The organism is Paenibacillus sp. FSL R7-0189 (genome assembly GCF_037969925.1).
Taxonomy (GTDB): domain Bacteria; phylum Bacillota; class Bacilli; order Paenibacillales; family Paenibacillaceae; genus Paenibacillus_AQ; species Paenibacillus_AQ odorifer.
The window spans coordinates 3,999,780-4,020,197 of the sequence record NZ_CP150223.1; the positions used below are offsets into that span (position 1 = coordinate 3,999,780).

At 43.8% G+C, this 20,418-nt stretch carries 18 protein-coding genes; 13 read left to right on the forward strand and 5 right to left on the reverse strand.

Going from position 1 to position 20,418, the window contains the following annotated elements:
• Nucleotides 1–312: 312 nt before the first annotated feature.
• On the reverse strand, nt 313–4,875 hold the full coding sequence (locus tag MKY63_RS17350; protein WP_339809410.1) for a S8 family serine peptidase: 4,563 nt from the start codon (nt 4,873–4,875) through the stop codon (nt 313–315).
• A gap of 283 nt (nt 4,876–5,158) precedes the next feature.
• Here MKY63_RS17350 and MKY63_RS17355 point away from each other — a divergent pair, with 283 nt between their 5' ends.
• From MKY63_RS17355 to MKY63_RS17370, 4 genes are all read left to right on the forward strand, one after another.
• Nucleotides 5,159–5,518 (forward strand): hypothetical protein, encoded by a 360-nt coding sequence (locus tag MKY63_RS17355; protein ID WP_339809412.1) that lies wholly within the window; start codon nt 5,159–5,161, stop codon nt 5,516–5,518.
• A 38-nt stretch (nt 5,519–5,556) separates the two neighbouring features.
• Entirely contained in the window at nt 5,557–5,736 is a 180-nt protein-coding gene (locus MKY63_RS17360) for a YfhD family protein (protein ID WP_036683923.1), read from the forward strand.
• A 96-nt stretch (nt 5,737–5,832) separates the two neighbouring features.
• Nucleotides 5,833–6,204, forward strand: a complete 372-nt coding sequence (locus MKY63_RS17365) for a hypothetical protein (RefSeq protein WP_076272672.1) — start codon at nt 5,833–5,835, stop codon at nt 6,202–6,204.
• Nucleotides 6,205–6,960: 756 nt separating this feature from the next.
• On the forward strand, nt 6,961–7,872 hold the full coding sequence (locus MKY63_RS17370) for a methyl-accepting chemotaxis protein (protein ID WP_036683918.1): 912 nt from the start codon (nt 6,961–6,963) through the stop codon (nt 7,870–7,872).
• Between the two features lie 87 nt (nt 7,873–7,959).
• Here MKY63_RS17370 and MKY63_RS17375 read toward each other — a convergent pair whose 3' ends face one another.
• Both MKY63_RS17375 and MKY63_RS17380 read right to left on the reverse strand, forming a co-directional pair.
• The gene (locus MKY63_RS17375; RefSeq protein WP_268748658.1) at nt 7,960–8,088 is read right to left on the reverse strand and encodes a hypothetical protein; all 129 of its coding nucleotides are present in this window, start codon (nt 8,086–8,088) and stop codon (nt 7,960–7,962) included.
• Nucleotides 8,085–8,540 (reverse strand): hypothetical protein, encoded by a 456-nt coding sequence (locus MKY63_RS17380; protein ID WP_339809415.1) that lies wholly within the window; start codon nt 8,538–8,540, stop codon nt 8,085–8,087. The genes MKY63_RS17375 and MKY63_RS17380 overlap by 4 nt, the downstream gene beginning before the upstream one ends.
• Nucleotides 8,541–8,694: 154 nt before the next feature.
• On the opposite strand from MKY63_RS17380, the gene MKY63_RS17385 reads away from it, so the two are divergent.
• The 7 genes from MKY63_RS17385 to mtaB all read left to right on the forward strand — a co-directional run bounded on the left by MKY63_RS17385 (nt 8,695) and on the right by mtaB (nt 15,813).
• Nucleotides 8,695–9,255 (forward strand): RNA polymerase sigma factor, encoded by a 561-nt coding sequence (locus MKY63_RS17385; RefSeq protein WP_076128962.1) that lies wholly within the window; start codon nt 8,695–8,697, stop codon nt 9,253–9,255.
• Nucleotides 9,215–10,891: a DUF4179 domain-containing protein gene (locus MKY63_RS17390; protein WP_339809416.1), complete on the forward strand. Its 1,677-nt coding sequence runs from the start codon at nt 9,215–9,217 to the stop codon at nt 10,889–10,891. Before MKY63_RS17385 ends, MKY63_RS17390 begins: the two co-directional genes overlap by 41 nt.
• Nucleotides 10,892–10,995: 104 nt before the next feature.
• Nucleotides 10,996–11,574 carry a DNA-3-methyladenine glycosylase I gene (locus tag MKY63_RS17395; protein WP_339809417.1) on the forward strand — a complete coding sequence of 193 codons (579 nt, stop codon included), beginning with the start codon at nt 10,996–10,998 and terminating at the stop codon, nt 11,572–11,574.
• 209 nt (nt 11,575–11,783) lie between these two features.
• Nucleotides 11,784–12,836 (forward strand): 50S ribosomal protein L11 methyltransferase, encoded by a 1,053-nt coding sequence (gene prmA / locus MKY63_RS17400; RefSeq protein WP_036683907.1) that lies wholly within the window; start codon nt 11,784–11,786, stop codon nt 12,834–12,836.
• 2 nt (nt 12,837–12,838) lie between these two features.
• Nucleotides 12,839–13,522 (forward strand): site-2 protease family protein, encoded by a 684-nt coding sequence (locus tag MKY63_RS17405; protein ID WP_036683904.1) that lies wholly within the window; start codon nt 12,839–12,841, stop codon nt 13,520–13,522.
• Between the two features lie 179 nt (nt 13,523–13,701).
• Complete coding sequence (locus MKY63_RS17410; protein ID WP_076098522.1) at nt 13,702–14,466, forward strand: RsmE family RNA methyltransferase; 765 nt, start codon at nt 13,702–13,704, stop codon at nt 14,464–14,466.
• 3 nt (nt 14,467–14,469) lie between these two features.
• Nucleotides 14,470–15,813 (forward strand): tRNA (N(6)-L-threonylcarbamoyladenosine(37)-C(2))-methylthiotransferase MtaB, encoded by a 1,344-nt coding sequence (gene mtaB, locus MKY63_RS17415; RefSeq protein ID WP_339809418.1) that lies wholly within the window; start codon nt 14,470–14,472, stop codon nt 15,811–15,813.
• A 340-nt stretch (nt 15,814–16,153) separates the two neighbouring features.
• On the opposite strand, the gene MKY63_RS17420 is transcribed toward mtaB, so the two are convergent.
• Together MKY63_RS17420 and MKY63_RS17425 are read right to left on the reverse strand one after the other, a co-directional pair.
• Nucleotides 16,154–16,480, reverse strand: a complete 327-nt coding sequence (locus MKY63_RS17420; RefSeq protein ID WP_339809422.1) for an AzlD domain-containing protein — start codon at nt 16,478–16,480, stop codon at nt 16,154–16,156.
• On the reverse strand, nt 16,471–17,205 hold the full coding sequence (locus MKY63_RS17425; protein ID WP_076275676.1) for an AzlC family ABC transporter permease: 735 nt from the start codon (nt 17,203–17,205) through the stop codon (nt 16,471–16,473). Before MKY63_RS17425 ends, MKY63_RS17420 begins: the two co-directional genes overlap by 10 nt.
• Nucleotides 17,206–17,414: 209 nt before the next feature.
• Between MKY63_RS17425 and MKY63_RS17430 the strand changes: the two genes are divergently transcribed.
• Together MKY63_RS17430 and MKY63_RS17435 are read left to right on the forward strand one after the other, a co-directional pair.
• On the forward strand, nt 17,415–19,640 hold the full coding sequence (locus tag MKY63_RS17430; RefSeq protein ID WP_339809425.1) for a hypothetical protein: 2,226 nt from the start codon (nt 17,415–17,417) through the stop codon (nt 19,638–19,640).
• A 151-nt stretch (nt 19,641–19,791) separates the two neighbouring features.
• Nucleotides 19,792–20,352: an ECF-type riboflavin transporter substrate-binding protein gene (locus MKY63_RS17435; RefSeq protein ID WP_036683889.1), complete on the forward strand. Its 561-nt coding sequence runs from the start codon at nt 19,792–19,794 to the stop codon at nt 20,350–20,352.
• The last annotated feature ends 66 nt before the right edge of the window (nt 20,353–20,418 follow it).

Genomic DNA, 20,418 nt, shown 5'->3' on the forward strand with positions numbered 1-20,418 from the left:
GCGTGGATAGGACCCAGAAGACGCTTGAGGCATACGGACTCAGCTGACGCTATTTGCAAATTTATCGCCTTTTGAGCGAAGTTTCGGACTCCAGTGCAGCTATTGCTCAGAAAAGCGCCCATGATTGGTGTTTTACGTGCCAATAGTGACTATGGGGTCCGTTGGCATGGCAAATGTCGCATAATTCAGCATTTAAGTGCAACTGTGTCCGATAGTTGCCTCGTATACACCGCAGATGTGACATTAAGACGAGAAAGCCCCAGCAGCCAAATGGCTGCTGGGGCTTTCTTTGAGAGTTCAACTAGATACTGTTTAAGAACGTAGGTCCTCGAACACGCGGCTCAGAATCGTTGCTGCTTGTGCACGAGTCAGAGTGCCTTGTGGATTGAAGTTGTCCGCACCAACGCCCTTGAGATAACCTTTGCTTACAGCATAGGCTACGGCGTTACGTGCTTCTGCAGCGATGTTGTCGGCATCCTTAAAGCTCAAAGGAGTCTTAGCTACTGTAAGATCAGCGCCTAGGGCCTCAGCAATGATAAGGGCTGCTTCTTCGCGAGTCAGCACATCGCGTGAACCACTTTGTTTGATACGAGTATTCCAAGTGTCACCTTTTCCGAGTAGACGGTCGAAGAGCGTTAGCAGTTCCGCTTGATTTAAGGTGTCAGCAGGCTTGAAGCTGCCATCGGTTCCTTTGCCGGCAATGATGCCATGAGCAGCAAGAACTTCTATATCGCTTTTAGCCCAGTGTGTGCCGATATCCTTGAAGCTTACATTACGGGATGCCACGCTAAAAGAGCCGTCACCAGTAACTGCAAACTGTAGAATACCTTCTTTAGAGAAAGATCCAGGTTGCAGATAGGACCATTTATGATCCTTTGTTTCTGCATAGGCGGCAGTTTTTCGAGCATCACGTAGACTGCTGTCTTTTAGATTAAGCTGAAGGGTAACCGGTTTTCCGGTTGTCCAACCATTTTTGATGGTAAGAATGGAAGAACCAATATTGATCGCAGCTGAGCTTCCTGATAACACTGCCGCATCACTAGCATCAGCCAGACTTATCGTAAGCAACAAACCACTGCTGCTAACGAAATCCGGAAGGGTTGCTGCTGGAATAAGAACATTGAACCCATTACCGTTAAGGCTGAGTGCATTCTCCGATTTCTTCAACTGTTCAGCTTGCGCCGGGGTAAGCGTAATAACAACTTGGCTATACTTATTGAAATTCACATCGCTAAGATCAAGTACAGAAGTCTTATCTTTTGCATTCTGGATCGAATTTGTTAATGCAGCATCTAAGATGTTAAACACCGCTGAAGGTTTACCACCAGCTGGATCGGCTGTCTCTACTAGCTTCCCGGATTTCGAAGAAGGTCCAGGAGTGGGAGTGCTGGTTGCTGTAGGTACATACGACTCAGAAGATGGAGGTGATGTAGGCGATGGTGTTGGTGTCGGTGTTGGTGTTTCTGTTGGATCTGGCGTTGCTGATGGTGTTGGCGTTGGCGTCGGTGTCGGTGTCGGCGTTGGTGTAGGTGTAGGTTTTTCAGGTGTGTTTACAGTTACACTTACTGTTCTCAAACCAGATGGGATAGTTGATGTTGTGGCATCATTCCAAATCTGGACATCATATAGCTCAAAGGAATAATCTCCTGCTGTTGCTGGTTCGAAGGTTATTTGGGCTAGTGAGCCAGAGCCGTGATAAGCACCTCCTGACAGATTGACACTATATTGTGTCAGTTTGTGGCCGTCTCCAAGATCATACGTTTGTGAATATTCTGTAAGTGGAACACTAGAGAAATGCTCCTCTTGATACGTAACCAGCTGTACGCTTGGCTGGATTACCGGTGTTTCAAGGGAATCATCGTATATGACATCGAATGAAGCCCCATAGACGCCATAAACCTCGTCTGTCACGGAATAATCTAAATCAACGGTCACAGATTGTCCTACTTCAATGGTGGATGCAGAAAGAGCCGGAGTTACTGTGAAAGTACCGTCCCCTGTGCTATAAAGCAGCCGCTGAACGTAATCATCGTCGTCTGCACCATTGCCTACTTTATCGACAACATGGACTTTGTACTCATTTAGCCCCTCGTTAACAGGAACATCAATGGTAAAGGCACCGTTATTTGCAATCACACCGCCAAATTTATAAGCATTCCCATCATAATGTTTGCCTTCGGCATATACGGTAAACCAGTTTCCAATAGGGTTTGTATTAGAAATATAATAGGCCATTAGGTCATCATCAATGAAACCACTAATTTGTGCCACGCCAGGATCGGTTGGCGCTTCACGTTCATACTCCTCAATGGTGATGCCGGAAACTAGCGGCTTCTCGGTATCAATTGTGAATTCGGCCTTTTGTTTCTCGAGCAGTTGCCCATTGGGAAGCACAGGAATGATGTAGTAGTGACCATCTGCTAAAGCAGACTTGGCGGAGGTCTCCAGGTCTGTTAATGTTCCATCCCAATTTGGAACTTCGTATACACCACGATAGATCTTCTCATCGATCGCATAAACTTCACCTAAAACTGTTGCAGGAGCATCTTTTGAAGAGGCAACGAAACTTATGCCTTCCAGCTCTTCATTGACAGAAAAGGTAAAGGTGGTGTCGTCTGAGCGACCATCCCCATTAGGTGAAATTTGTGGACTTTCAAAAGAAAGCTGATTAATAGGTGCTACATTAAATTGGTCACCTACAACAACGTTAAATGGCAGACGAAGGGTTTCTGTATCAGAGGTAAGTAACAGGATGCCTTCATATGCGCCCTCTTTTGCTGTTTTAGATACATTGAGTGTGAATTGTGCATATTGATCTGCCCCTGAGGTAACGCTGTGTGGTGCAAAATCAATACTAATATCAGTAGGAGCTTCTGTCAGCCATTTGGTGGAAAGGGTGTATATTTCTCCATTCCCTTTAAAGTCCTCTACATAGACAGCTTTCGTTACGGTAACACCCTTTGGCTGTAAGCCGAAGGATAAGGAACCTGTGTAATAAGGGATTTCAACAGTACCGGGAAGTCCACTATTAAGGATCTCACCGACTTTAGCAATGGATTTAGCGTTTATCGACTTCTCCAGATTAATTAAACCTGCACCTTGTTGGTACAAGGAGTAAGAATTCCCATCACGGTTAAAGATAGGATCAGCATTGTTCATCAGCAGGGCTTTAATTTCATTTGGCTTTAGATCAGAGTTTTTACTCAGTAACAAGGCCACAGCTCCTACAACGTGTGGAGTTGCCATGCTAGTGCCATTTTTTAAGCCGAAAGCATGGTCATAGTTCCCATCCCAGCTAGGGATCGTCGAGTTGATATTGACTCCGGGCGCTACAACATCAGGTTTTATTAGATAATCGGGCATCCCCGGACCCATAGAACTGAAGTTTGCTAACTGATTTACTTCAAGCGCTATATAGTAACTGATTATATCTTTAGCCGCAGCCATCTGAGTTTTTATTTTTTTGCCATCGGCTTGACTGATTCCGTAGGTAGGAATGTAATCCCCAGGCGCACCAAGGGTGGGGCTGATTTCACCAGGCTCATTATTGGCAATCAGCAAAAGCTTCGCACCAGCAGCTTTGGCATTAAGAGATTTGTCTGAGAAGCTCAGCGAACCCCGATCAACAAGCACTACCTTATCTTTGACATCCAGATTTTTGTAATCGGAAGGACTCCCAAGACCAGCGAAAACGATCTTACTGCCAGCAATATTATCGATTAAATCTGGGGAGTAACTGGCTAATGTCCCGGGAATCTTTTTAACATCGCCAATATCAAAGAAAGGGGTATTTATCGGAGTAGTAGAAGCTCCAACACTAAGCGCGAGTTGGGCACCAGCGGGTTCGCCCAGTGTTCCTGCATCCGGTCCAGCGTTACCGGCGGCAACAATAACGTTCACGCCCGATTTTACGGTATTGTCTATCGCGATTGAACTCGCGGAATAGCTTTGGTTGACACTAGAGCCTAGAGAAAGGTTAATAACATCTGCTCCGTCATCGACCGCTTTCTCAATACCCGCAATTACATCTGCTGTGGAACCAGATCCATAGGGACCAAGTACGCGATACGCATACAATTCTACCTCAGGTGCCACATCTAAAATTGTCCCGGCAACGTGTGTACCATGCGAGGTTTCGTAAGGAGTACCTGCTCTTGGAGGGAAGTTAGCATCAGGGGCTGTTTCAGCCGGATCGTCATCCTGATCATATACATCATAGCCGCCTTTATAATTATCTTTTAGCAAAGGGTGATTCTTATCAATACCAGTATCGACAACAGCTACCTGTATATCTTTGCCTGTGTAACCTAAATCATGTAGTTTGTCCGCGCCTATTAGCTTACCGCTGTCTGAATAGGAACGTGTAACAGGTAATGTCGCCACTTCAACACTGTCTGCTAGTGCATGTACTTCTTCATTTGGATAGATAGCCGCAACGCCTGGAAGCTCTAACAGCTTGTTTACTTGATTGGCTGGCAGCGTAATGGAATACCCGTTAAAGATCTCACTGTATTCAAAACCGATATCGGCATCGATTTTCTGTGTTGAGGAAATAAAGCTTTTATGCTCTGAGATAATTTTACTGCGTTGTGAGGAGACTGAGGATCGTAAAGAATAAGTTTTTGCCTCATTTACATACACACTGACTGGTTTATTAGTCAATTCCACAATTACTGAAACTGGTGCTGAACCTTTGAGTACTCCAGCATAGTTATGAGGGGTTACACTTTGAGACTGTACATCCGTAACCAGGGTTGGAGATTCAAGGGATGAGTTCGCAAATGCAGCTGATGGAAAAAGAACAGACACAGCCAGTCCGAAGCTTGCCGCTCCAATACCGAATCTTTGAATAGAGTGTTTAAAGGTACGTTTCAAATAAGTTCATCCTCCCAAATGAATTTTTTGTATTGCAATGTGTCTGTGGTTCTCCTCCTCAATATAAAATGTAAAAAATTATGAAAATTAAATTTATTCTACAGCTATAACTTCAAATCGAATATACAACTTTAGTACCATATTGCAGCGAAGCGTTGAGGAAAATGTCGAATTCCCAGTAGATAAGTGGAATATAAGAAAATCAGAGCATAAAACAAGTGAAATTAAGACAATATAAATGAATGCAACAGATATCTGAATTTCAAGCGAGAGCGGGGATAAGATGTCGGAAAGATATATTTTGGCATATTTTAAAAGTCCAGAGGAAGCCGAAGGCGTCGCGCGCAAGCTTCGTGCACTTCGGGCCATTGAAGTTTCTATTGATCGCTTCAGTAGATATGGAGGTACCAGCTTTAGCTCAGGGGTAAATCCGGTGACAGGCAATGTGGCCAGAATGGACTCCATGACTGCTGAGCATGCACACATAGGCATACTTGCAGCTGCGGACACCAGCTCTAGCGGGATGAGTCATGGTGGTAACGGAGGTCCAACGGGGAGAGATATTTTGCTTACGGTTATTGTGCATACGGATTCCTACGATCAGGCTCTGCGCTTAATTGAAGAAGCAGGCGGGATGGTCTGATCAGGCACTTCATTAAGTAAGAAGAAAGGAGACGAACAATGGATAGAGAGAACTCACAAATCTTCTCCAAGACGGAGAAATTGAAAATGTTATATGAAGCTAAAGCGGAGGATGTAGAATTCTCGGCGGCGGAAGCCGATCTTGATGATATTGAAGCTCAGGATCGCGCACAAGAAGCGGACAAACGTCAGCTGAATGAGATTATGAAGAAAGAATAGCAGCAAAAAAGCTAAGGCGGATACCTCACTTTGTGGGGTATTTTTGCGTTTGGGCATGTATAATTAGGGCGAGGAGCTTAAATGTGGGGGGAGAAGATGGATAACGTTATTTTGTGGACAGGATTAGCCTTATTGATCGCATTATTAACCTATTTGAACCAGAAGCAGTTGTACTCTCCAAAAGTAAAACGGGCCTATTGTGAGTTGCGGGAGCTGACAGAGAAGGTTCGTATGGAGCGCTCTGAGGCGAGCGATTTGTATCGATGGGAAGCAGAATTAACCGAACTAGAGAATCATCCGAACGAACTGAATAAATTGGATGCTGAAATTAGGTTTCATCACGCATTTTTGTTATATCTTGAACGTCACTACCCTTCAGACCCAAGGATTATTGGTTTGAAGCAAGCTGACGCATATCAGAAGGATATGGTTTTGGGGATTAAAATAAAAGATTATAAATCCAATTAATAAGATACTTTTGACTGTACGTACAATGGGAGAAGGAATATATTCGCACAGGTCGCAGACAACTGCTGCATGAAGCGAAGGTAGACGTAGCTTACTGCACCGCAGCCTGGCTGGAGTGCATTTGATTCGGATGAACTGCCATATTTTGCTGCGTGCTCGTAACGAGGGAACGACTGAAATAGTGGTAAAATAAAGTTGATTTGTGGTTGGAATCTGAAAATTGAAATTAGTAACGGGATTGAGAATGATAGAATTTGAAAATGAAATTGAGAGTTGAACCCTAGCTGATATTTGCAGCTGGGTTTTTTTGTTATGAGATCAGAAAAATGAACTAAATTAGGGCAAGCTTTTAGCTTATAAGTAAGGCTACCGCTAAGAAGAATTTGGGCGTCTCATAGTCGACGTAGCTGTAGATGCATTTCTGTTGGAATTGGATATAATTTTCGGCATGATTGAGGTTGGAAAATGATTAATTAGGGAAAACCTCCCTGAAAAACGCTCGAAAAGATAGAAAAAGCCTGATTTCATGAGTTTTTGGGGAGTATTTCCCTAAAAGATAGATCAACCTTCGAATCTTGCACATCATTAGGGAAGTTTTCCCTAATTATCATTATTTTCAATTATATTAACGTCTGCAGATGTTATAAATATTTTAAGTAAAATAGCTAATATCACACTACAAATTAAGGATGTATAATTGTTCGAATATACTAACTACGACCAATCAAGTAATGAATTTTTTCAGGGGGAATTAGAATGGGGCTGGTACACTCTCAAGGAGTTACTGATGAGCTTGTTGTTAGATCTTTAGAAAGAAATTTAGCCATTATCCGGTTTGACCTTGATCGCCGAGTTGCTTATGTGAATGAGGTTTTTGCAAATTCCATGGGATATAAAAAAGATGAAATGTACGGAATGCATCATAAAGAGTTCTGTTTTCCACATTTCGCAGATAGCCCAGGTTACGAACGGTTTTGGCAGGATCTTTTTACAGGGAAGAGTTTTCAGGATAAGATCGAACGAATGGATTCGAAAGGAAATGCGGTTTGGCTTGAAGCCACCTACATGCCAGTGTTTGATGAAAGCAATGAACAAGTCATCGGAGTATCTAAAATAGCAACTAATATCACCCAAAGACAAAGCAACATGAGTAATGTTGTACTACGGATGCAAGAGATGGCAGATAGCTTGAATCAAAGAGCAGATTTAGGTATTGAGCGCAGTCAAGAATTATTACGAAGCATCAACAAAATCGCCGAAGTATCGATAGAAAATACACATACTCTAGCTAATCTTGAAAAGCAAGCTGTATCGATTCATAGCATCGTGCAAACGATTCGTGATATTGCTTCGCAAACGCAATTATTAGCCCTAAATGCTGCTATTGAGGCAGCGCATGCCGGGGAGTATGGCCGAGGTTTTGACGTGGTGGCAAAAGAAGTAAGAAAGTTATCTTCCATGGTACAAGATTCGATCATAAAGGTACGGGATAGTGTGGATGCGATCACGCTGGAAATTGGAAAGATCTCTATAGGTACAAATCAAGTGCAAGAAAATATAGAAGATAGTCAGCAGCAGGTTCTGGTGGCGTTGGAGGATTTTTCGAAGATTGCTTCATCTGCACAAAATCTCGACACACAAGCGCGTGAAGTTATGGATATTCTCTAGCAGCAGTATGTATGTTGATAGATTGAATATCAGCAAAAAAGGGTCGGTCTCCTACTTGCGAGAGATAGACCCTTTTAATTGTTGGTATTATCCGATTTTGTTAACAATCAAGGTAGGAATCATATATCTATGATTTATGATGACTCCGTTAACTCCGGTGTTACCAGAAGCACCAGTCGTGCCAGTGACTCCAGTCGCGCCCGTAGCTCCCGTCACTCCAGTAAATCCCGTGTCCCCAATCGCCCCATCAGAGCCAGTCCCACCTTTAGCCCCATCACCCCAGTAGCGCCTGTCGCGCCAGTTGCCCCATCATACCCAAGTAATTCTGCTGTAACTAATCGATGCGGGGCTACTAATCTTTCTGCACTGTCTTTACCCCAAAATGAGAGTTGAATTGGATGATCTGGCAAACTAGCAGTTGTGAAAAAAAATTCGAAAGTATCAAAATCCGCAAAATAATTTTTAGTTATTACTTGATCTGGCATCACATCTAGCAGATCGCATACATATTGAATTCTTTCTTCATTCATGTAGTAGCCTTCGATCAGAACTGTGGAAGCAATCTGACCGCTACCATTAGCAATTTTGACCGTGACCTGTTGTGTAAGTCTTGTGTTGTTTTCTGAGTTAACATTGTTTTCTATCGGACCAGTAGTTAAAAGAGTCATTGTCCTTCCTCCATTTGCTTCATTCAGATTATTAAGCCTGTTTGATTTTCTCTATGTCTTTAAGAGTAGCGATAGTTTATGCTCAGAAAAACGAACCTTTTCCAAGGATTGGTTGTCATATAGATATCTCAGTCAAGAAAGGAGGGCGTAAAATTTGGAGAGTAACCGGGAGTTATTTGAAACCTACAATAAAGATGTATACCGGACTTGCTACTATATGGTGCATGACGCGGCGGATGCAGAGGATTTGACTCAGGATGTCTTTATTACCGTATTTCGCAGTAATCGTGAGCACGTGGAGCATATCAAGGCTTGGATTATGAAAATAACGGTCAACCATTGCCTCAATCATTTGAAACGAAAACGGACATTACAACAGAAGATTACGGACAACCTTCATTTCTTTAATAAAACGGCAGAAACAGCTGTGGAGCAGCAGATTGAGCAGCGTGAGACGGAGGTCGAGTGGGCGCAATATATGAGCCAGGTCCCTATCAAACTTAGGATGGTGCTCACACTTAGGTATATGCATGATTTCAGTCTGGCTGAAATTTCGGATCTGCTGTCCATTCCACTTGGAACGACCAAATCAAGGCTGCATAAAGGGCTAACGGTAATGAGGAGAATCCTGCAGGAGGCTGGGGTTCAACTTGAACTAAAGGAGGGCGAAGCTTTTGAAAAAGTTAGAAAATATGCTGGAGCATCGTTTAAATGAAGATAAAGGCGTGCCTTATCCAGATTTTGAACGCATGTGGGGACGTTTAGAGCAAGAAAACAGTACAATGACTCCCCTACAACTTCGTATGGCCAATGGTAGCGGGAACAGAGGGAGAAACTGGAGTAAAATAGCTGTGGTGGCTTCATTTTCAGTACTTATTGCAGCGGCACCCGTATATGCGGCAGTGCATTATGATTGGGATAATTTGCTCCATGGGAGAGGAGGCGTTCAAGCAGCGCTGGCCCAAAATCTCGGACAACAACTGAACCAGTCGGTGACGCAGGATGGAGTAACTCTGAAGCTACATACAGCGATTGTGGATGAGAATCGGACGGTTATCTTATTCACTTTGGATGTAGGAAAACGCTTGGAAAATGAAAATTGGAATGTTAAAGGAATGACTTTGAAGGGCGCAGATGGGGCAAATGGTCCCAGTGAGTTCAGTTATGTGTTATGGGATGAGAAAAATCAACATTACAACGGATATTTCGAGAGTGATTGGACACCGAAAAAGGATACTGTGAATGTGCAATTAGTTGCAGATAATCTGCAAGCCTTTAGCACACAGGAGTTAGATTTACCGCTGGATATCCAATCGCAGGAGACACAAAAGTTTCCTATTGGACAGGAAGGAATGCGCAGCATAGAGGTGAAACCTTTTACCCAAGGACAAGAAAAAATATTATTCTCTTCAGCGATCATTTTTGATCAGCCAGAAACAAAAGAATGGGCCTTTCCAAATATAGTCGCTTACAAAAACGGAACGCTCATAAATTCGCTGGCTGGAGGTGCTTTCGGTACACCGGGAGAAAAAGGGGAATATACGTCCCAGCAATATTTTAAGGCGGCTGATATTTCCAGCGGAGAAGTGAATTACAAGCTGCAGTACATGAAACAAGAAAAAAAGGTTGAGGGGCCCCTAGCTTTTGATCTTCAATTAAGCAAAAAGCAGATGGAGAGCGGGACCATAAATACCTCATTGAATCTGCCGCTAGAAGAGGGCGAATCTAATTACACGCTGGAGAAAATGGTAGTGACGCCTACTCAAATTCGAATCGCTATTAGAAGTAAAGAGAAAGGCAACAATTTCCCGTATCAAAAGTCTACTCTTGAAGTAGCAGGCAAGACGCTGGAGGGCAATTTCTGGAGATCTCCAGAAGGCGAGCCGGAATTAACAGTGCTTCGTTTTGAGCGGCCAGTTGACCTTGAAATCACAGAAGAGACGCCAATTACCTTTGTTGCTAAATACAAGGTGACTCAGCACGGCAGCTATAAAATTAACAAGGACGAAAAAACACCACTTCTGTTGACGAATATATCTGAAAAGAAACAGACGCTTATCCAGCAGCTTAGCGGATATCCGGTAAAATGGACGTACTATATGCAGGGTGCCGATCTTTATGTAGAGACTGAAAGTGAAGATGCTCGCTTCGGTGGAATTAACCAGACCCATATCGGACTGGGGAAAGAGCGTATTTTAGGTAAACCTCTGACCGTTAATTTCACGGGGGATGGAAACAATAAGGCCATTGATGTTTACAAGGGTTTCAAAGGTACAGAAGCTTCTATTTATATATTCTTCTATACAACTGACGATCCGGATAAAGAAACAAGAGTGCAGCTGCGGCCATAGAAAATCTTTTTTAGGGAGGAACCTTGTGTTCTTCCCTTTTTTTCGTTTACAGTGAATAGATGCTGAGTGGACTCAGCGAGGATTAGTGTAAAGGAGAGAAAAGGATGGAAATCACTCGCTGTGCTTGGGTTAATGAGGATCCTTTATATATCGCATACCATGATGAAGAGTGGGGTAAACCTCTGTATGATGACCGGAAGCTGTTTGAATTACTTATGCTCGAAGGCATGCAGGCAGGGTTAAGCTGGTACACCGTCTTAAAAAAGCGGGCACATTACAGTGAGGTATTTGATGGATTTGATCCGGAAAAGATTGTGCATTATGATGAGCCGAAAATTGCTGAGCTGATGAACGATCCTGGGATTATTAGAAATCGCTTAAAGATTGATTCTATCATTCGTAATGCAAAAGTATATTTGCAAATTAGTGCGGAAACAGGCAGCTTTGCAGATTATCTCTGGAGCTTTGTGGGGGGCGCACCTGCGATTAACCATTGGAAGACACGTGCGGATGTCCCCGCTTCGACGGCTCAGTCTGACGCAATGAGTAAAGCATTAAAAAAGCGAGGTATGAAGTTTGTCGGCTCTACCATATGTTATGCTTTTATGCAGGCATCGGGGATGGTAGATGATCATTCGCTCGATTGCTTTTGCAGGAGCAGCCCGGGCATGGCAGAGCGTTGATCTGTAGTTTGGCGTTACCCCAAGAAGAAATGTTATACTATGAAGCGAATGCTCACAAAACTAAGCCTATGCTTTCGAAGCCAGTTTTGCACGAAGTCAATCAATGAAGCTAACGCTCACAAAACTAAGCCTATGCTTTCGAAGTAAGTTTTGCACGAAGTCAATCAATGAAGCTAACGCTCACAAAACTTTAGGAGGATCACATAAAGATGTTATGGCATGAAGTGACGATACATACAACAGAAGATGCACAAGAAATGATTTCGAATTTTTTATATGAAGCAGGAGCGGGTGGGGTTTCTATTGAAGAATCCGGAACACTCAGTAAAGAGCGGAATACGCGTTACGGTGAATTATACGACCAACCCTTGAATGATATTCCAGAAGGGGAAGCGGTAATCAAAGGTTATTATGCCGATTCCACGGATATGGATGCTGTTATAGAAGAACTGACTCCACGGGTAGCAGAATTGCGTGAGTATGGTATTGATCCGGGCAAATCGCTGATTTCTTGGAAAACCGTAGATGAAGACGAATGGGCGCATGCTTGGAAGCAATATTTTAAACCGCTCAGGGTATCGGAGCGTCTCACGATTAAACCAACTTGGGAGGAATATACGCCTGAGAGCCCAGATGAAGCAATCATTGAGCTGGACCCTGGTATGGCATTTGGTACAGGGACTCACCCTACAACTGCTTTGTGCCTGCGCGCGCTCGAGAAGAATATTAGCGGCGGCGAAGAAGTAATCGATGTTGGTACGGGTTCAGGAATATTGGCTGTAGGTGCGATGCTGCTCGGTGCGAAATCCGTGCTGGCGTTAGATTTGGACCCTGTAGCTGTTGAAAGTGCGCGCGAGAATGTAGCACTGAACAAACTTGAGAAGTTCATTACGGTAAAAGAAAGCGACCTGCTCTCCTTGCTAGGCGGTGAAGGTGTGGCTGACACGGCTGCTGGAGAAATGTGGCCATCCGCTAGACCGGGTCACACTCTTGAGGGAACACCTGCTGAGCAAGTAACAGAGGATAGTCTTGGCGTTACACTCCCAGTGAAGATTGTAGTTGCGAATATTTTGGCAGAAATCATCGTATTGTTTACGGATGATGTGTATCGTGCACTTCAGCCAGGAGGCTTGTATATTACCTCTGGTATTTACAAGGATAAAGAAGGGCTTGTGGCTAACGCACTACAAGAGTCCGGCTTTGAGATTATGGAAGTATCCCGTGAAGAAGATTGGGTGGCATTTACAGCCGGAAAGAGGTAAAAATGGATATATTGCAAAGTATAATACGTGTAGATTTGGATCAGCTTCCTTTTCTGCTCATTACGATTTTAATTGCTTTTACAGTACATGAATTCAGTCATGCTTATTTCGCAAATAAGTTCGGTGACCCTACGGCTAGATTATTAGGACGCATGACGCTTAACCCTGCTGTACACTTCGATTTTTTTGGTATTTTACTGCTGCTGGTTGCTGGTTTCGGGTGGGCGCGTCCGGTTCCTGTAAACCGCGATAACTTTAGCCGCCCCCGTCTGATGGGAGTCATTGTGTCTGCTGCGGGCCCAATCAGTAACCTGTTACTAGGGATTATTGGTGCTTTAATATATGGGGTGCTTGCGGCAACCGGTGTATTAGAGTCGATCTCCAATGATCGCGTTTTAGAGGCTGTGTATCTGTTCTTTGGCACCTTTATTCAATGGAACTTCTTTTTATTCTTGTTCAATCTGATTCCATTGCCTCCGCTGGATGGCTACCGGATTGTGGAGGATATTGCTCCTCGCTCCATTCGGGGCAAATTACAGCAATTTGAGCAATGGGCTGTATTTATCTTTTTATTAATTCTGTTTATTCCAGGGTTACGAACCTATACCATTGATCCTCTTGGCCACTGGGCTAGTGAAATGTCGAGAACATTTGTGCAGCTATTCCTAAGAATGTTTGGCAGCTAAGGTAGGGACTAAAGTCTGGTCAACCCTGCTTAAACATTGTATTATGTAATTTGTTGAAAAATAGGATAGTTAAATTTCGCCTGATCCATAGTTATATTTCTCTAAGAAACGGGTGACGTCTTTATTAAGGCGTCTTTACCGTTTCTTCTTACTGAATTCATGAACAGGATGATGAAGAGATGCAGCGATATTTTGTTACACCGGAGCAGTTTGGTGCAGATAACGTTAGAATTGACGGGGAAGATGCAAGGCATATTGCCAAAGTGATGCGCGGTAAGGCTGGGGACAAGCTTATTGTCAGCGATGGCGTCTCCCGTGAAGCGTTAGTGGAGATTGCTCAGATCGAAATAGGGGAAGTGACAGTGAACATCCTGGAAACTCTGGAGATGACGCATGAACCGCGGATAAAAATCACAGTGGCTCAGAGCTTACCCAAGGCCGATAAGATGGAAACTGTCATTCAAAAGTGTACAGAAATTGGAGCCGTTGGTTTTATTCCTTTTCTGTCGGAGCGCACGATTGTACAATACGATGAACGCAAGGAAAGTAAGCGGCTGGACCGCTGGCGTAAAATTTGTAAAGAAGCTGCTGAGCAGGCACACCGGAACATCGTTCCGGCTGTAGGCTCACCGTTATCCTGGAAGCAGCTGCTACAGACTTTTAGTGAGTATGATGCAATTTATTTCTGTTATGAAAAAGAAGAAGGCTTGCAGCTTCGCAGCAGTGTTGCCCCTTGGTTATCCTCACTTTCACCGCAGGCTGGTGGGAAGGTACTGATTGTGGTAGGTCCTGAAGGGGGCTTTACACCAGAGGAATGCCAAAAGGCAGAAGAAGCTGGTGCGGTTTCCGTAGGACTAGGACGGCGTATTCTGCGCTGTGAGACAGCGGGTATGGTTGCCGCTGCTTGTATTTTATATGAATCGGGAGAAATGGGAGGAGCTTAAGAGATGCCATCCGTAGCATTTTATACTTTAGGTTGTAAAGTGAATTTTTATGACACCGAAGCCATCTGGCAGCTATTCAAAAATGAAGGTTACGAGCAGGTCGATTTCGAGGGACCCGCCGATGTATATCTGATTAATACTTGTACTGTAACTAATACAGGTGACAAAAAAAGCCGTCAAATGATTCGTCGTGCCGTTCGCCGCAATCCGGAGGCTATCGTGGCGGTTACTGGCTGCTATGCGCAGACTTCTCCTGGTGAGATTCTTGATATTCCTGGTGTCGATCTTGTTATTGGTAACCAGGACCGCGATCAGATCATGACGCATGTGAAAAACATTGAAGCCTCACGTCAGCCGGTCAACGCTGTTCGTAATATTATGAAGACACGTGAATTCGAAGAGATGGATGTACCTGGCTTTGCGGATCGGACGCGTGCTTTTATGAAGATTCAGGATGGCTGCAACAACTTCTGCACATTCTGCATCATTCCATGGTCGCGTGGACTTTCCCGCAGCCGTGATCCCAAAAGTATCGTAACCCAGGCACATCAATTAGTAGAAGCAGGGTATAAGGAATTTGTTCTCACGGGTATTCATACCGGCGGTTACGGTGATGATCTTGATAATTACCGTCTAGCCGATTTGCTGTGGGATCTGGATAAGGTGGATGGACTGGAGCGGGTACGTATCAGTTCTATCGAAGCTAGCCAGATCGATGAGAAGCTGCTGGAGGTGCTGAACCGTTCCTCTAAAATGTGCCGTCATCTGCATATCCCGCTGCAAGCCGGACATAATGATGTGCTGAAAGCGATGCGCCGTAAATATACGACAGAAGAATATTACGCCAAAATGCAGCTGATCCGTCAGGCGATGCCGGATGTCGGGATTACTACGGATGTTATCGTTGGATTCCCGGGGGAGACCGATGAAATGTTCCGTGCCGGCTACGACTTCATGAAAGCTATTAATTACTCCGAGATGCACGTATTCCCTTACTCCAAACGGACGGGCACTCCAGCAGCGCGGATGGAGAATCAGATCGACGAAGAAATCAAAAATGTACGCGTGCAGGAATTGATTGATCTTTCGGAAGAAATGCAAATAGCTTATGCTCGCAAATTTGTAGGCCAGACGCTTAGTGTGATTCCGGAAAGAGCCGCCAAAGGTGCTCCGGGCCGCAATATCCAGCATGGATTTAGCGACAACTATTTGCAGGTGTTCTTCGATGGAGAAGATTCACTCCAAGGAGAGCTTTGTCAGGTGAAGATAACGGAAGCTGGCGTGAACGAATGCCGTGGTGAGTTGATCGGGGTTAGTCAGTCTGGGCTTCAGCAGGCTGTCCGTTAAGCAATTGATATCCGTTAAGCAATTGATATTAGTAAAAGACAACAGAGCAGCCATTTTCCCGTTAGCGGGGAAGGGCTGCTCTGTTTTAGTTATTGCTGCCTAGACCACCAATTCATAACAATCTCCTGATGCTTTCGGACCCAGATGGCGTTATTTGCATTTTTTTTGCCTTTTATGCTTAGTTTCGGACTCCAGTGCAGCTATTCCTTAGAAAGTGGTTCATAATAGGTGTTTTTCATGACAATAGCGACTATGGGGTCCGTTAGTGTTCCAAAAGTGGGATAATACTGCGAATAAGGTCAACTGTGTCCGATAGTGACTTCATATGCGTAGAAGTGGATCAAAAAAACATCCGTAGAATCATGATTGAAACAATTCCCGCCAGTACAGTGCCTAGCAAGCTCCGGGTTTTTATCGCAACCAAAAAAGTAGGCAATGCCGCAAAAAGCTCAATGTTATTAGCTAAAGACGAAAATTCTCCATCATTCAAAAATATCTCCTGACCTATTAATGCCGCCATAACAGAGATAGGAACATAATTTAACCAGCGCATTCCCCATTTTGGCAATTCAAACCGGCTAAGGATCATAAGCGGAACCACCCTGGGAATAAAGGTCACAAAAGCTGCTCCTAGAATGATCAGAAATACATCCCATCTCACTTCCATTTTTCAAACACCATCCCTATCGTTGACGCAATAACTGTAGCGATAATCACTCCAACACTACTGGAGAATAGGAAAGAGCTTCCTACTGCTATGATTACGGCAAGGATTGCGACAACCAAATCTAGTTTGATTTTATTACGGTCAATCATGGAAATTACAAGAATGCCAATAAACATCGCAGGTAAGGCAAACTGCAAACCGAATTGATCAGGGTCTGAGATCCACTGGGCTAAAAAAGCTCCCGCTACATTCGCAAGAAACCAATTTAAATATGCTGTGAGATTTAGACCGTGCATCCATTTTTCACTGATTTGCTGCTTATTCAAAGCTTGATTGATGGCAACTCCAAAGGTCTCATCAGTCAATAAAGAACCAACCAGCACATTTCTCAGTGGGGAAAGATGGCGGAAATAAGGAGAAAGAGCTGCACTAAGCAAAATATGGCGAAGATTCACGATAAATATCGTAATGATAATGGCCGCAGGCGAGCTGCTAACGGCTATCATTCCAGCAGCTATAAACTGAGCTGAGCCCGCGTAAAGAATCAAGCTGATTAAGGCAATCTCAGCAATGCTGAGTCCGGCTGTCTTTTGAACAACGCCTGCTGCAAGTCCGATGCTTAAGTAGCCTAGTAGTGTGGGAATACAATCTTTTACCCCTTTAAGGAAGCTATCTTCCTGTTTAGGAGACGGGATTGCTTCTAGTTGGACGTTCTCTGCACTCATCGTAGCCCCCTTGTTTCAAGAAAGAATTTAGTAGTTAGCATATTACTTCCTAATATTTTGATCAACCTTTACCGTATTATCTAGTCTGAAAGTCCCGAATTTCGCTTTATAGAGCCAGGGGGTAAACACTTAGGGTACAATTGTCGATATAAGTAAAAGAGTGTGGGGATAAACCACCGAACGACATTATAGCCTAAGGGAGAGAACAAATGACTGTGTACAGGAAAATGACGAAAATGCTCCTCATCATGATATTGTTAGCTACTGCGGTTTTTCCGGTAAGTGTCTTTGCAGCGACCGGCGATATCAACTCGATTGAATTCGAAAGCTCAGCTAAAGTAGAGCTTACGGTTGGACAAACGCCAAAGCAACTTAAGGTATATGCGAATGTGGAAGGGTCCTCATCTAAAAGAGATGTGACAGGTGCAGTGGTATGGAATTCTTCTAACACAAACGCTGTAAAGGTAGTAAATGGCCTGCTGACTCCGATAGACAGTGGAAAAGCTATTATTACAGCGACTTATAATCATGCACTTGCTACCATTGAAGTTGAGGTAGCACATCCTGTTAAAGAACTGAAGCTCGAATATAGTTCTGAAGGGAACTACAAATTGGGTGATGATGAGGATAAACTGCTGGTCAAAGCCAATGCGATTGGTGGAGAAACAGCGACTTCTGCTAAGGATGTAACGGCTGATACTACTTGGAGCAGCTCCAACACAAGCGTATTGACCATTGCAGAAGGTAAGATCACTTTGGCTGGTGAAGGTACAGCAACGATCACTGCCAAATACAAGACCTTAACAGCAACCTTTAAGGCTGTAGTGAAATTGCCTTATTCTGAAATTGAGCTTAAACATGACGACAAAATCGTTAAAGAACTAGAGATGCTAGTTGGAGATGCACCTTTGAAATTGGTTGCAGAGACTAAAGAAACTACAAAATCCAGCGCAAATGATATTTCAGCGAAAGCGGAATGGTCCTCTTCTAGTGCTAGTGTAGCTACAGTAGACAAAGGCGAGATCAAAGTGTTGTCTGCTGGTAAAGCTGTAATTACAGTATCCTATCTGGGGATTACACAAACTGTAGACGTATATGTACGTGCTCCTTATGAAGCGCTACTACTTACTCCTACAGGAGATCAATTCCTGTTTATGGGTGAAACCCTGAACGTTAAGGCTGAGGTTCGCGATGCTGCGAATTCTACTCCGAATATTTCAGGCAGCGCAGTATGGACTTCGGATAACCAATTGGCGGCAACCGTTACGCCTGGTAGCGATACCGCGGCAGTGACTGCTAAAGCAGTGGGAACTTCGGTTATTAAAGCAGAGTACAGAGGAATTAATAAAAGCTTTAAGCTGACAGTTTATCCTACGATTACAGAACTGGAAGCCGACAAGACGGAACTGGAGCTTTACACAGATGACACCGTAAGCCTTCCAAAAGTAAACGGTACAAAGCTTGACGGAACAAAGCTAGATCTTAGCAGTGATATCGAGTGGACCTCTGCGGATGATGAGATTGCCACCATTAAAGACGGTAAAATTGTAGCTGAATCGGCAGGTATTGTGAAGGTTATCGGTAAAATAAAATCAGAAAACCCAACGACTTCAAAAACAGCTGTAAGAGAAAAAAGTGTTGAAGTAAAGGTTACAGTGAAAGATAAAGTCCTTGTCTTGCTTGGACCAGAAGAAAATCTGGTGATTGTTACTGGTGAAGAGAAGGCTGTTCCTGAAGTGAAAGCTGTGATGGAAAACGGCAGTGAACTTGATGCTACTGGAACTATGGAATGGGAGCTTACCGGTACGAATGCAATTATCAAGACAACAACTTCCGGTAAGGTAATCAAAGGACTGGTGAAGGGTTCTGCTACTTTAAAGGGAACTTACGCCAATAAAACCATCAGTATCCCAGTTACCATTGAACAAAAGGTTACTAAGCTTGTTGTAGAACCTACTGCTATCGAAATGAACATTAAAGGCTCTAAAGCGATAAAGGTAACGGCTTATTATTCTAATGGTAAAACGGGGAATGTCTCCAGCAGTATGAATTGGCAGTCCTCGAATGAGGCGGTTGCTACGGTTAAAGCTACATCCGTTAAAGCAGTAACAGAAGGTACTGCTACGCTGACAGGATCTTACCAAGGGATTGCTGCTAGTGTCAAAATTACTGTAGTTCCTAAACTGACAAAGCTAACCGTTAATGAAAGCAGACTGAAAATGGCTCCGGGAGCCGTTCAGAATGTAGTCGTGACTGCACAGTATGATACTGGTAAGACTGCTGTTGTTACTGGAAGTGCGGTATGGACCAGCTCCAAGCCTTCTGTAGCGAGAGTATCTGCTAGCGGTCAGATTGTAGCTGTGAGTAAAGGAACGACATCCATTAAAGGAAGGCTAGGCGGCAAGACAGTTACGGTATCAGTGACAGTGAAGTAATAGAAAATAGGATCTGAATAATCAACTATGAATCTGCAAAGCCAACATTATGTTGCTTTGCAGATTTTTTTATTTGGATTCTATAGTAATTCCGACTATTCCGATGTATAATCACATAAAACATAATAGATGCGTTGGGGGAGATGAGAACATGGCAAAACAAAAGGTGTTGTCGATCAAGACGATTGTAGCGATTGGTATTGGTTCTGCTTTATTCGTTATATTGGGGAGATTCGGCTCGATTCCTTCGGGTATTCCAAACACTAACATCGAGACTACATACGCATTACTGGCATTGTTCTCCCTATTGTACGGTCCGTTTGCCGGATTATTTATAGGCCTGATCGGGCATACCCTGAAGGATACGATATCTTATGGATCGCCATGGTTCAGTTGGGTCATATCATCTGGCATTGTAGGGCTGGTTATTGGCTTGTTAGTAGCTAGAATCGCTATTCATGACGGGGAATTCGGACGAAAGGAAATAATACGCTTTAATCTGGCTCAGATTGCAGCGAATGCTGTAGCATGGTTCCTTGTAGCCCCGGTGTTGGATATTCTGATCTATGCAGAACCCGTAAATAAAGTATTTACGCAAGGACTGACCGCAGGTGCATTAAATATAGCTTCGGTGGCAGTGATCGGATCTTTACTAGCCATTGCGTATGCTAAGACAAGAACAAAACAGGGCAGCTTAACTAGAGAAGCTTGAGTGGAATACAAATCCAAGCTAAAAAAGCCGGTGGAAATCACCGGCTTTTTTCTCTTCACATTAACC

Coding starts and splice junctions, on each gene's coding strand:
- MKY63_RS17380 (WP_339809415.1), bottom strand. CDS start 8,540: ATGACTCTTTTAACTACTGGTCCGATAGAAAACAATGTTAACTCAGAA.
- MKY63_RS17405 (WP_036683904.1), top strand. CDS start 12,839: ATGGATATATTGCAAAGTATAATACGTGTAGATTTGGATCAGCTTCCT.
- MKY63_RS17395 (WP_339809417.1), top strand. CDS start 10,996: ATGGAAATCACTCGCTGTGCTTGGGTTAATGAGGATCCTTTATATATC.
- MKY63_RS17420 (WP_339809422.1), bottom strand. CDS start 16,480: ATGGAAGTGAGATGGGATGTATTTCTGATCATTCTAGGAGCAGCTTTT.
- MKY63_RS17430 (WP_339809425.1), top strand. CDS start 17,415: ATGACTGTGTACAGGAAAATGACGAAAATGCTCCTCATCATGATATTG.
- MKY63_RS17355 (WP_339809412.1), top strand. CDS start 5,159: ATGTCGGAAAGATATATTTTGGCATATTTTAAAAGTCCAGAGGAAGCC.
- mtaB (WP_339809418.1), top strand. CDS start 14,470: ATGCCATCCGTAGCATTTTATACTTTAGGTTGTAAAGTGAATTTTTAT.
- MKY63_RS17425 (WP_076275676.1), bottom strand. CDS start 17,205: ATGAGTGCAGAGAACGTCCAACTAGAAGCAATCCCGTCTCCTAAACAG.
- MKY63_RS17435 (WP_036683889.1), top strand. CDS start 19,792: ATGGCAAAACAAAAGGTGTTGTCGATCAAGACGATTGTAGCGATTGGT.
- MKY63_RS17370 (WP_036683918.1), top strand. CDS start 6,961: ATGGGGCTGGTACACTCTCAAGGAGTTACTGATGAGCTTGTTGTTAGA.
- MKY63_RS17365 (WP_076272672.1), top strand. CDS start 5,833: ATGGATAACGTTATTTTGTGGACAGGATTAGCCTTATTGATCGCATTA.
- prmA (WP_036683907.1), top strand. CDS start 11,784: ATGTTATGGCATGAAGTGACGATACATACAACAGAAGATGCACAAGAA.
- MKY63_RS17360 (WP_036683923.1), top strand. CDS start 5,557: ATGGATAGAGAGAACTCACAAATCTTCTCCAAGACGGAGAAATTGAAA.
- MKY63_RS17410 (WP_076098522.1), top strand. CDS start 13,702: ATGCAGCGATATTTTGTTACACCGGAGCAGTTTGGTGCAGATAACGTT.